11 protein-coding genes are annotated in these 11,298 nt (G+C 64.4%); 3 read left to right on the forward strand and 8 right to left on the reverse strand.

Annotated elements, in window-relative coordinates:
- Positions 1-102: 102 nt before the first annotated feature.
- Positions 103-2,238: an NAD-dependent DNA ligase LigA gene (ligA, locus tag ACH2EI_RS08055; protein WP_395153099.1), complete on the reverse strand. Its 2,136-nt coding sequence runs from the start codon at positions 2,236-2,238 to the stop codon at positions 103-105.
- Between the two features lie 45 nt (positions 2,239-2,283).
- Positions 2,284-3,213, reverse strand: a complete 930-nt coding sequence (locus tag ACH2EI_RS08060) for a hypothetical protein (protein WP_395153098.1) — start codon at positions 3,211-3,213, stop codon at positions 2,284-2,286.
- A gap of 107 nt (positions 3,214-3,320) precedes the next feature.
- Here ACH2EI_RS08060 and ACH2EI_RS08065 point away from each other — a divergent pair, with 107 nt between their 5' ends.
- Positions 3,321-4,217, forward strand: a complete 897-nt coding sequence (locus tag ACH2EI_RS08065; protein WP_395153097.1) for a hypothetical protein — start codon at positions 3,321-3,323, stop codon at positions 4,215-4,217.
- 18 nt (positions 4,218-4,235) lie between these two features.
- On the opposite strand, the gene mnmA is transcribed toward ACH2EI_RS08065, so the two are convergent.
- Both mnmA and ACH2EI_RS08075 read right to left on the reverse strand, forming a co-directional pair.
- The gene (gene mnmA / locus ACH2EI_RS08070) at positions 4,236-5,291 is read right to left on the reverse strand and encodes a tRNA 2-thiouridine(34) synthase MnmA (protein WP_395153096.1); all 1,056 of its coding nucleotides are present in this window, start codon (positions 5,289-5,291) and stop codon (positions 4,236-4,238) included.
- Positions 5,288-6,487: a cysteine desulfurase family protein gene (locus ACH2EI_RS08075; RefSeq protein ID WP_395153095.1), complete on the reverse strand. Its 1,200-nt coding sequence runs from the start codon at positions 6,485-6,487 to the stop codon at positions 5,288-5,290. Before ACH2EI_RS08075 ends, mnmA begins: the two co-directional genes overlap by 4 nt.
- 43 nt (positions 6,488-6,530) lie before the next feature.
- Here ACH2EI_RS08075 and ACH2EI_RS08080 point away from each other — a divergent pair, with 43 nt between their 5' ends.
- Entirely contained in the window at positions 6,531-6,704 is a 174-nt protein-coding gene (locus ACH2EI_RS08080) for a hypothetical protein (RefSeq protein ID WP_395153094.1), read from the forward strand.
- 50 nt (positions 6,705-6,754) lie between these two features.
- Here the strand turns inward: ACH2EI_RS08080 and ACH2EI_RS08085 are convergent, their stop codons facing one another.
- Positions 6,755-7,558, reverse strand: a complete 804-nt coding sequence (locus tag ACH2EI_RS08085) for an RDD family protein (protein WP_395153109.1) — start codon at positions 7,556-7,558, stop codon at positions 6,755-6,757.
- A gap of 56 nt (positions 7,559-7,614) precedes the next feature.
- On the opposite strand from ACH2EI_RS08085, the gene ACH2EI_RS08090 reads away from it, so the two are divergent.
- Entirely contained in the window at positions 7,615-8,592 is a 978-nt protein-coding gene (locus tag ACH2EI_RS08090; RefSeq protein WP_395153093.1) for a stage II sporulation protein M, read from the forward strand.
- Between the two features lie 52 nt (positions 8,593-8,644).
- On the opposite strand, the gene ACH2EI_RS08095 is transcribed toward ACH2EI_RS08090, so the two are convergent.
- The 3 genes from ACH2EI_RS08095 to ACH2EI_RS08105 form a co-directional block, all read right to left on the reverse strand.
- The gene (locus ACH2EI_RS08095) at positions 8,645-9,964 is read right to left on the reverse strand and encodes a DUF58 domain-containing protein (RefSeq protein WP_395153092.1); all 1,320 of its coding nucleotides are present in this window, start codon (positions 9,962-9,964) and stop codon (positions 8,645-8,647) included.
- A gap of 23 nt (positions 9,965-9,987) precedes the next feature.
- A complete protein-coding gene (locus ACH2EI_RS08100; protein WP_395159665.1) occupies positions 9,988-11,100 on the reverse strand; it encodes an AAA family ATPase in 1,113 nt (370 codons plus the stop codon).
- A partial coding sequence (locus ACH2EI_RS08105) for a hypothetical protein (protein ID WP_395159667.1) occupies positions 11,097-11,298 on the reverse strand: 202 nt, incomplete at its 5' end. The genes ACH2EI_RS08105 and ACH2EI_RS08100, both read right to left, overlap by 4 nt.

The following is an 11,298-nucleotide window of genomic DNA, read 5'->3' on the forward strand; positions in this document are numbered from 1 at the left end:
AGTTGACGCAAGGTCGCCACACGGTCCGCGTCGTGTATTGGCGGCTCGACGAGGGTCGAGAGAACGCCAAGTCGTACAGCTGGACCTTCGTCGTCGTTTGACCTATTCCGACTCGCGCTCCGACTCGCGCTCCGACTCGCGCTCCGACGGCCCTGATGCTGGCCCCGGCACGTCGCCAGTTGCTAACAGCGCTTCGAAACCACCTGCTTCAACGATCGGCACCCCGAGGGACTCGGCCTTTGTCAGCTTGCTCGCTCCCGGGCTGTCGCCAATGACGAGCGCCAACGTCTTCTTACTGACGCTGCCCGGACTCTTGCCGCCGCGGGACGTAATGGCCAACTCAGCTTCCTCACGGTTGTAGCCGGGAAGCGTTCCGGTCACCACGACGGCCTTGCCTTCAAGGGTCTGTGGAATCGCTGCCTTTGCTTCTGCGGCGCGTGCCGCCGCATCGGGGTCACCGAAGTTGACTCCTGCAGCCTCGAACCGGTCGATCAGCTCTCGGTTGGTGGCTTCTGCCAACCATTCACTGAACGTCGTGGCGATGACCTCGCCCACACCGTTGACGGCCGCCATCTCCTCGACCGAACGACTCATGATGTCGCGCAGCGTGAAGAATGTGTCGGCGAGCGCCAGCGAGGCCGAAGGGCCGACATGGCGGACCCCCAACGACCGAATGAACTTGTGGAGCGGACGGTCTTTCGAACTCTGAATCGAGTCGACCAGGTTCGTGGCGCTCGTCTCGCCGATTCGATCGAGCGCCATCAACTGTTCGACCGTCAGGGAATACAGGTCCGCAGCGTCGTTGATCAGGCCGACACCGACAAGCTTCTCAATCATCTGCTCACCGAGACCTTCGATGTCCATCCCGACGCGTGCCGCGAAGTACGCGATTTTTTGGATCCGTTTCGCCGGGCAATCCGGGTTGAAGCAGCGGGTGTCAGCCTCACCCTCGGGCAGGATCAGCGCAACGCCGCAGCCCGGGCAGTCCACGGGGAACTCCCACGCCACACTCCCCTTCGGCCGCACGTTTTGAGCGGCGGGCCCGACCACCTCGGGGATGACGTCGCCGGCTTTACGGACGATCACCAGATCACCGGGTCGCACGTCTTTGACCGCAACCTGCTCGCGATTGTGCAGTGTTGCCATTCCGACTGTCGAGCCACCCACAAACACCGGGTCGAGCACTGCAAACGGAGTGGCGCGCCCGGTTCGTCCGACGGACACCTGAATGTCGAGCAGCGTGGTGGTCCGTTCCTCCGGCGGGAACTTGTACGCGATAGCCCAGCGGGGCGCCCTCGCTGTAAACCCGAGAATGTCGCGCTGCTTCGGATCGTCAACCTTGATCACCACGCCGTCGATCTCATAGTCGAGAGCGTGGCGCTCCTCCTGCCATTGCTTGCAGTGCGTCGCGACCTCGTCGATGGTGTCGAATCGTTTGACGTGTTCGTTGATCGGGAAGCCGAGTTCGCCGACCCAGTTGAGCGTGTCGACGTGGCTCGTGAACTCGGGGCCGTCGATGACCTCGCCGAGTTGGTACGCCCAGAACGACAGCTCGCGTTCGGCGGTCTTGGTCGCGTCCTTTTGGCGCAGGCTGCCGGCTGCCGAGTTCCGAGGGTTGACGAACGGCTTCTCCCCTGCCGCGACGGCGCGGGCGTTCAACCGATCAAAGGCAGAGGTTCGCATGTACACCTCGCCACGCACCTCAACCACCGGCGGGACAGCGGAGAGCAACGTGCCGTCATCCGGTGCGGTCAGTTCGTGCGGCACGTCGGCAATCGTCTTGACGTTGTCGGTGACGTCCTCGCCGACACGGCCATCGCCGCGCGTGGCGGCCTGGATGAACTGGCCTTTCTCGTAGCGAATACTCATCGCCAGGCCATCGAACTTCAGCTCGCAGACAAAGGTCGGGATCTGACCATCGAGACCCTTGACGACACGGTCGGCCCAGGCACGCAGTTCGTCGCGGTCCATGGCGTTATCGAGGCTGGTCATCGGAACCCGATGCTCGACAGGGGAAAACGCTGTACTGATCAATCCGCCAACCTGAGCCGATGGCGAATCTGGAACGATCAGGTCGGGATGCTCAGCCTCGAGCGCTCGGAGTTCGCGTGCCAGCGCGTCGTAGACGGCATCGTCGATCTCGGGGTCGTCAAGCGTGTGATAGCGCTCGTTGTGATGGGCGATCTGTACGCGCAGTTCGCCGACACGGTGTTGCGGGGAGGTCGCACCGGAGCTCATCAGATCGCAGCGTATTAGAACGCGATCCCGAGCGACTCAATCGAGTCAGGCGCCGAGCGCGAAGCGCGTCGCGTTGGCCTGGTCTTTGACCCGCTTAGAGATTTCGGCCGTCATCCGGGCGAGTCGACGGGCGACCGAGACCGCGTGGGCGTCAAGACTGCCGCCCGGCGTGACCATGCTCTGGCGACGCAGCGCCACCGGATCGCACCCACGAGCCACCAGTTCGCACCAGAGTTCGCTGAGCTGACGCCAATACCGTTCGGACGTGGACGCGAGCGGCCCGCCCGTGGGAACAACGCCCCAAGCAATGACGCCGCCGTCGTCGAGGAACCGGTTGATGTATCCGGCCCAGTCGACCAGCTTTTCGTCGACCGGCACCGAAATGACTCCCGGGCCGGCAGCCAGCATCGTGGCGAGGTCGCAGAGTTCTTCGCAATGGATGCCGACGACGACGTCCCCGGTCAACGACGCCATCGCACTGGAGATCACGTCGATCGCATGATCGGGCGGGATCGGAAAGTCGGGTGCCATCAGGTCGGCAAGCGCTGGCTCATCGAGCATGACGAGTTGCGGCGAGGCGGGCAGTGCGCTGGAGATTTCAGCAGCCACGTCGACCAACTTGCTCCGCACGACCTTGACCGCCAGCGCAAACGCCTCGGCCGGCTCGACGCCCGCTTCGCACAGTGATGCGCCGATCGTCAGCGGGCCAGGAAGATGCCAGGTGAGCGGTAGTCCGTCGAGCGACACATTGCGGGCCAAGTTGAGGAAGGCGTGCAGCCCGGCGAACGCTGAATCGTCGAGGCGTTCGGTCGCCAGTGCGTCGGCGGTGAATGCCGCCACGTTCGGCAGCGACGGAACAGTGGCAATCTCGAATTCGCCCATCGCAAAAGCCGCGGCAGCTGCCGCGTCACGGTGAGGCAGTGCGCCCACGCTCGTTGCTGCCCCGTTGGCAAATCGGCTGTCCCTTGCAATCACATGTTCATCGTTTCACGCAGGAGGCCCTGCAACCGAATCCGAGCGGATGCGAAAATGATCTGTCCGCGACTGTCGTGAGAGTCGTCAGTTCCCGGCAACATGTGTGCATGGCTTCGGTGGACATGACCGCGCTGAGCGCGCGCAGTGCAGCATGGGTGGCGCGGGTCGCGTGGATCGTTGTCGCCGTGTTCGGTGGAGCAGCCCTGCAGGGGGCTGTAGACGGTCGGAGTGATGCCGTGCGCTGGACCGCCGCCATCGGTGGCTGGGCCCCGTGGGGCGCTGTGATGCTCGCACTGGCGATCCCTTCGGTGCGTTCTTTGACGGTCGCTCGCGTGTTCGCTCCGTTGGTCCTTCCCGTCACGATCGGTGCAGTCGTCGGCGGCGCTGAGGCAATCGAGGTTGCGGCTCTGGCCATTCCGGCAAGCATCGCTCTGTTCGCCATGTTCACGGCCGATGTCGGGCGCCAGTTCGTCCAAGCATCCTCCTACGGCGACGAGGAGCGGCTCCCCCTGCGTTTTCCTGTCGCAGCGGGCACCGCGGCCATCGTCACGTGGGCCACATGGGCACCGATCATTGTGTTCGGTCCACTGCTCCTCGCCGCCAAGTCGTACGTATTCGGCGGCCTACTCAGCGCGATCGGTGTGGCTGGCCTCGTCCTGCTCACCCCTCGTTGGCATCGGTTCTCGCGCCGCTGGCTCGTCCTTGTTCCCGCTGGCCTGGTGGTGCACGACCCCGTCGTCTTGGCCGACACGCTGATGGTTCGTTCCGATCAACTCGGCGGCATGCGCCTCGCCCCTGCCGATACCGAAGCGGCCGACCTCACCGGCCCGGCCAGTGGTTACGCCCTCGAAGTCCAGGCGCTCGAAACCGTCACGACGGTCTTTGCATTCACCCCGCAAGATCCGGGCGGCAAAGCCATCCACATGACGGGCTTCCTGATCAGCCCGAGCAGGCCGGGCGAAGCGCTGGCGACTGCTGCGGCCCGCGGTATTCGCCTCCTCTGAATCGGACCAGGGGCAGATTCAGTCGGCGATGCCGCCGCCGAGCACAGAGGTGTCAGACAGGTCGTAAAACACGACGCTCTGGCCGGGAGCGATCCGGCGTTGCTGCTCAGCCCACACGATGTCGACGTGGTCATCAACGCCGTCGCTGAACACGTTGATCGTCGCAGCCTTTGGAGTCCCGTGTGCGCTTGCCTGCACGAGCACTTCGCCAGACGTCGGACCGTCGACCCATGCCATCCGCCGAACGGTGAGGTCGTCGCGCAACAGGTCGCTGTCAGCACCGACCGTAACAATCTGTGCCTTGGTGTCGACGTCGATCACGTAGCGTTTGGGGCCACCCCCCGGGAGGCCGAGGCCCTTGCGCTGGCCGATCGTGACCATCTCGACCGCCTCGACTTCGCCGAGCTTCGCGCCGGAGGTGTCGACGACGTCGGCACGGTTGAACGGGATCCGGTTGCCGAGGAACGAGGTTCGTCCTCCGGTCGAGGTGATGAAGCAGACGTCCTGGCTGTCCGGCTTGTCGGCGGTCCGGAGGTCGATGGAGGCTGCGAGCTCGCGGACCTTCGACTTGTGCATTCCCCCGACCGGGAACATGGTGCGCGCCAACTGCTGCTGATCGAGCATGTGCACGACGTAGCTCTGATCTTTGTCGGGATCATCGCCGCGCAGCAGCGTGTACGCGCCGGTGTCGGTCCGACCAATATTTGCGTGGTGGCCGGTCGCGACTGCATCGAAGCCGAGGAGGTCAGCCCGCTCGGCGAGGCGCGCAAACTTGACGGATCGATTGCACTCGATGCATGGGTTCGGTGTCGTGCCGTTCGCGTGAGCCGCGACATACGGGTCGACCACGTGCTTGTCGAAATCGTCACCGAAGTTGAACACGAGGTGGTCGATACCGAGCTGCTGTGCAACTCGACGGGCGTCATCGACATCAGAAACGGAACAGCACCCGGTGTCACTGTCGCCACCCCACAACTTCATGGTGACACCGACCACCTCGTGGCCTGCGTCGCGCAGCAGCAGTGCTGCAACGGACGAATCGACTCCGCCGCTCATCGCGCACATCACCTTCATGCCATACCTCGATCTGTGTGGGCTTGATCTGTGTGGGAGCGCAGCCGCTGGACTGCCTTGGTGACCACGTGCACGCCGCGGTCGATGTCTGCGTCGGTGGTCGTGTGGCCCAGCGTCAAGCGGAGCGCCCCGAGGGACCGCTCAGCTGGGACTCCCATGGCGGCGAGTACGTGCGACGGCTCCATGGCGCCGCTGGCGCATGCCGATGCTGCCGATGCGCACACCGCCTCTTCGTCGAGCAAGAAGAGCAGCGCTTCGCTCTCGATCCCTTCGATGCACACATGGCCTGAGCCAGCGATCTTCTCGCTGCGATCGAGTGTCTCGGTCACCCCGTCGAGGTGGGTACACAGTTCGTCGACGAGCCGATCGCGCAGTGCAGCAATGCGCACGACTTCGGTTGCCCGCTCAGCATCGGCCAGTTCCAGCGCGACAGATGCGGCCACGATGCCCGCCGTGTTGTGGGTGCCACTGCGCCGCTCACGTTCCTGGCCACCACCGATGATCAAGGGGTTGATCTTGGGGCCGCCGTTTTCGACGAGCACACCGACACCCTTCGGACCGCCGAACTTGTGCGCGCTCAGCGCAAGCAGGTCGACGTGGGGTGTGACCTCTCGCAAGTCAAGCCAGCAAACCGCTTGCACCGCATCAGTGTGGAGCAGCGCACCCGGCGCGTGTCGACGGACGACACGGCGGACCGCTGCAAGGTCATTGATCGAACCGACTTCGTTGTTCACCGTCATCACGCTGACGATCGCGACGGAACGATCAGCCGCGACAATCTCATCGAGCGCGGCAGCGAGATGCTCGAGATCGACACGACCAGCGTGATCGACACCGACGACAACTCCGCCGTGGTGCTCGACCACTTCGAGGACCGCGTGATGCTCCGTGGCGGGGCACACGGCGACGCCACCTGATCGGGTGACGGCGCCGGTGATCGCCATATTGTCGCTCTCGGTTCCGCACCCGGTGAACACGACGTCGTTGGGACGGCAACCGAGGACGGCGGCGACACGGTCACGCGACTCGTCGACGGCCTGGCGGGCCTGACGGGCAAAACGATGTGAGCCCGACGGGTTGGCGTACTGGTCGCGCAAATACGGCAACATCGCCTCGATCGCCTCGGGCCGCATGGGCGCCGACGCTGCGTGGTCGAGGTAGGTGATGGCCGTGTCGACAGGCCCGGGCGAATTCACGTGGTCACGCTATCGGCACGGTTGAACCGGCAATACTGCTGACGTGGCCGCGCAGCGTGATCTCAAGCTCAAACCGAACCAACTCGTGTGGCTGCTGGCCATCTTTGTGGTCGGTGCGATCGTCGGCATCGCCGTCGGCGTGTTGTGGGGGCTTGCCGCTGCCGCAGTCACCCTCGCTGCGAGCGAAGCCACCGAACGCATCTCCCGCCGCCGCTAACTCTGCGCCGCTAACTCTGCGCGGCTATTTCGCTTTCCGATTCCGGACGCTCACGGGGTCGGGCTCGCTGGACCGACGCTTCGCTGATAGCGAGAAATGACACTCAGAAGATACGCCTCGGGGTGGACCTCAGGGTGACGCGGGTGGTTGATCGCTGTAGCCAGACGATCGGCCAGGTCGACTGCCAACGCCAGCCGCACGTGCGGTGCCAGCGTGCCGACACGAGTCAGGAACGAGCGCACCACGGTGTACTGCTCAGTCGTGATCGCTGACGGGTCAATGGCTGCTGCATATGCTTCGTAGCCAGGTGGCGGCGAGAACCAAAGTGCTGGCGCCGGCACATATTGACGGGGGTCGCGAATCACGATGGTGCCGGCGACGAGATCGCCGATTCGTTGATGACGTGGCGTCCCGAGCACGAACAGCACTCCGGTGATGCCACCCGGAGGAAGCAGCCGGTCAACGACACCGCCCATCGCCCGCAAGGCCGCCTCGCGCAGGTGGATCGGTGCGCCGTCGATGGTGACCGCTCGGAGCCGCAACGCTGCCTTGCCAGGCGTTCGGCCGCGGAGCAACGTCTCGAAGACGATGGGATATCCGAAGAGCAGTCCAAAGACCACGAACGCAGCGAATGTGTTGAACGTCGAACCCTCACCGAATGCGAAAACTCCGATCAGCAGCAGAATAAAGAAAGCGACCAACTGCAGGGCGAAATCGATGGCTCCCGCGGTCGCTCGCGAAGCAAACCCTGCAGTCTCGACATCGAGCAGGACCGCTTCGGGTGTGACGATGCCAGCTCGATTGCTGCTCCCTCGATTGCTGTCGGCGCGGCCAGCGCCGTTTGCGAGATCCATCACGTCACCACCGTAGGGCCCGGTGGAAGACACGGGCGGGTACTGTCGGTTCTGACATGGACATCGATGCGTTCGTCGCGACGAATCAGTACCAATGGCAGCGTCTCGAACAGTTGACCAAGCGCGCTCGCAAAGTCAGCAACGTGGGTCCCGACGAACTCGACGAGTTGGTCGGGCTCTATCAGCGCACCGGCGGCCAACTCGCCCACGCCCGGCTCGTCTACCGGGGCGATGATGCGCTCATCGGTCGACTCACCTATCTCGTCGCCGAGGCACACGGAGTCCTGTACGGCACCCGCGACACCGAACCGGGCAAGGGCATCGTCCGATTCTTCACCGTGTCATTCCCCGCTGCGGTGTGGTCGATCCGGTGGTTCATCGCTGCCTCCGCCGCCTTCACGCTGGTGCCGTGGATCATCATGATGGTCTGGATCGGCATCTCGCCCGATGCGTTCAACCTGACCGCCGACGAGGCCATCCGGACGTCGTACATCGAACGCGACTTCGAGGAGTACTACTCGAGCCAACCGGCGCAGAACTTCGCCAGCCAGGTTTTCTTGAACAACGTGCGCGTTGCGATCCTCGCCTTCGCCGCAGGAATCCTGCTGTGTGTCTTTACGGCGCTGATCCTCATCTACAACGGCGCGAATGGCGGGGTCGCTGGCGGGCTGTTCACGCACGTCGGCGAATGGGAACGTTTCTGGGGATTGATCTTGCCGCACGGCCTCCTCGAGATCTCCGCGGTGATCGTCGCCGGGGGCGCCGGGCTCCGCCTTGGATGGACCGTGATCTCTCCGGGCAACCGGACACGTTGGCGAGCCTTGGCCGATGACGGGCGTTACGTCGGCAACGTCATCATCGGCCTCGTGCTGGCGATGTTCATCGCCGGGCTGATCGAAGGATTCGTCACCGGCCGACCATGGCCCACATCAGTTCGGGTCGGCATCGGCGTGCTCGCCTTCGTGGCATTCTGGGGATGGCCGATTGTCTACGGCCGACGGGCAGCCCGCGCCCACGAAGCCTCGTCAGCGTGATGGTTTTGGTCAACATGCGCACCATTTCCATCACACTGACGACGTGTGCCGCTCAGAGGCGGCCTGACGTCTTGAGTTCGAGGTAGCGATCGACCACGTCGGTTGCCAGAGCGCCGGGTCGGGCATCGACCACCAAAGCACCGGTAGCTCTCAACTTTGCAATCGTTCGCTCGCGCGCTTCGAGGGCGGCCACCGCAGCTGCGGATCGGTACGCATCAGCAGCAGCGGTGTGGCCTGACTGCGTAGCCCAGTCGGCCACATCGGGGTCACGCACGCACGCAACGACGACCAGGTGCCTCCGAGTGAGCGCCGCGAGCGCGGGGATGAGCGCGTCGTCCACAACCGTTTCGACCAACTCGGTGAAGACGACGAACAGTGACCGACGGCGGAACCGGGCCGCGGCGCTGTTGAACGCGACGTTGTATGCGCTTTCGTCAAGGGCTGGTTCGAGCAGGTACATGGCCTCAGCCATTTTCGAGAACTGAGCTTTCGAGTGACGCGCCGGCACGATGCCCCGCACCTGACTGTCGAAGGTCAGCATCCCCACGTTGTCACCGAGGCGCAACGCGACCTGCGTCAGCCCAAGCACTGCGTCCATCGCGTGTTCGACGCGTGGCGTGTCGCCGACGGTGCCCGCCATGATCCGGCCGTTGTCAAGCATCGCGACCACGTGTTGATTGCGCTCGGCCCGATAGTCCCTGACGATCACGTGCTGCTGCCGGGCCGTCGCTGCCCAATCGACCTTGCGAAAGTCATCGCCCTGTCGGTACTCGCGGAGCTGGTCGAACTCGGTGCCGGTGCCTCGCGTCCGCACGGCACGCACGCCCGACTCCAACGGGATGCGCATCTTGGTCCCCATCAGCTCACGCGACGGGTAGGCGGGCATCACCGCAATGGTGCCGTCGACCGTGCGGTTGGTGTGGAGCGCGATCAGTCGCATCGGGCCGACCGTGCGCACGGTCACTGCTCCGAACGGGAAGCGACCGCGGCGAAGCGGCTCGATGTGCGCGCCGAATCGATGTTGCTGACGCGGTTCGAGCACGAACGACGCCAGTCGACGAGAGGCCGCCAGGCTGGGCCAGATTGCGTCGGCGACCGTGACGCTCGTCGATCGGGTCGCATGGCTCCGCACCCGCCAGGCGATCTGGCCGGGCTCTCCGACGGTCAGCGCCGCCGGGAACTCGCGGATGACTTCGATATCACGCGGCCGCACGGCGAGCACAGCGTCGACTACAGCCAGCAAAATGGCGAGCACCCCAATCACAGCAAGGACAAGCCACGATGTCGATCGCAGCGCCATCACGGGGATCGCTGCAAGCGCGACAAGGAGCGCGAACCAACCGGTCGGGACCGGTCGACTGAATTCGCTCACGCGGCGCACAGCTGCAACAACGGTCAGCGCGGCGTCGGGACAGCGGCGAGTAAACCGTCGAGGACGGCATCGGCAGCTGTCCCTTCGAGTTCGAGTTCGGGGCGCACGAGCACACGGTGGCGGAGGCACGGCTTGGCCACCGACTTCACCTCGTCAGGCGTCACGAAGGTCCGCCCCGACAGCCAGGCCCACGCCTTCGACGCATGGAGGAGCCAGGTGGCGCCACGGGGTGATACCCCGAGTTGGAGCGACGGCGACTCGCGGGTTGCCCGACACAACGAGACGATGTAGCGGAGCACGGCGGGCTCGACGGTGATCGCATCGATCTCGGCACGGGCTGCAAGCAGATGCGCAGCATTCGCCACCGGCCGAATCAGTTGCTTCGTTGCATGTGGGTTGATCCCCGCGTGGTGTCGGGCGAGCATCTCGGCTTCCTGGTCTTCAGTCGGGTAGCCGACGACGAGCTTGAACAGGAATCGGTCGAGCTGTGCTTCAGGCAATGGGAACGTGCCCTCGTGCTCGATCGGGTTCTGTGTCGCAATCACCAGGAACGGATTCGGCAGCAGTCTGCTCTTCCCCTCGATCGACACCTGTCGTTCTTCCATTGCTTCGAGCAGCGCCGCCTGGGTCTTCGGCGGCGTCCGGTTGATCTCGTCGGCGAGCAGCAGGTTGGTAAAGACCGGTCCTTCGCGGAACCGGAATGTCGGCGCCATACCCGGAGCCTGATCCAGCACGGTCATGCCGACCACGTCCGATGGCATCAGGTCAGGCGTGAACTGCACGCGGGAGAACTCCATGTCGAATGCCGCAGCGACGCTCTTCGCGAGAAGCGTCTTCGCAACGCCAGGGACTCCCTCGAGGAGCACATGTCCGCTGACGAGAAGAGCAGAAATCACGCCGCTCACCACACCCTGCTGGCCGACGATGACCTTGCCGACCTCGTCGCGCACGGCGAGCACGGCATCACGCGCTTCGGACGAGGTGCTGGACGGTGCAGTCGGTTTCACCGGTGCTGGAGTGGGCGCTGGAGTGGGCGCTGGAGTGGGCGCTGGAGTGGGCGCTGGAGTGGAGGGTGGAGGTGAAGGTGGAGGAGAAGGTGGAGGAGCAGCGAACGATGGGTTCGGCGTGTCGGTCATGTGAGGACTTCCTTTCGGATGCGATCGATCTGGCCCGAGAGGGCGAGCAGTTGGACGTCGGTCGAGACGGTTTGACGAAGCGTGAGATCGGTATCGCCGGCAGGGATCGAAGATCGGGCAGCGACGGCTGAGTCGAGTTCGACAAGCGGAGCAGCAATGTCGATGCGAAACTCGCGACAGAGGTCACGGTGCAACTGC

The organism is Ilumatobacter sp., assembly GCF_041688325.1.
Classification (GTDB): Bacteria; Actinomycetota; Acidimicrobiia; order Acidimicrobiales; family Ilumatobacteraceae; genus Ilumatobacter_A.

Coding starts and splice junctions, on each gene's coding strand:
- ACH2EI_RS08090 (WP_395153093.1), top strand. CDS start 7,615: ATGGACATCGATGCGTTCGTCGCGACGAATCAGTACCAATGGCAGCGT.
- ligA (WP_395153099.1), bottom strand. CDS start 2,238: ATGAGCTCCGGTGCGACCTCCCCGCAACACCGTGTCGGCGAACTGCGC.
- ACH2EI_RS08085 (WP_395153109.1), bottom strand. CDS start 7,558: ATGGATCTCGCAAACGGCGCTGGCCGCGCCGACAGCAATCGAGGGAGC.
- mnmA (WP_395153096.1), bottom strand. CDS start 5,291: ATGAAGGTGATGTGCGCGATGAGCGGCGGAGTCGATTCGTCCGTTGCA.
- ACH2EI_RS08065 (WP_395153097.1), top strand. CDS start 3,321: ATGGCTTCGGTGGACATGACCGCGCTGAGCGCGCGCAGTGCAGCATGG.
- ACH2EI_RS08100 (WP_395159665.1), bottom strand. CDS start 11,100: ATGACCGACACGCCGAACCCATCGTTCGCTGCTCCTCCACCTTCTCCT.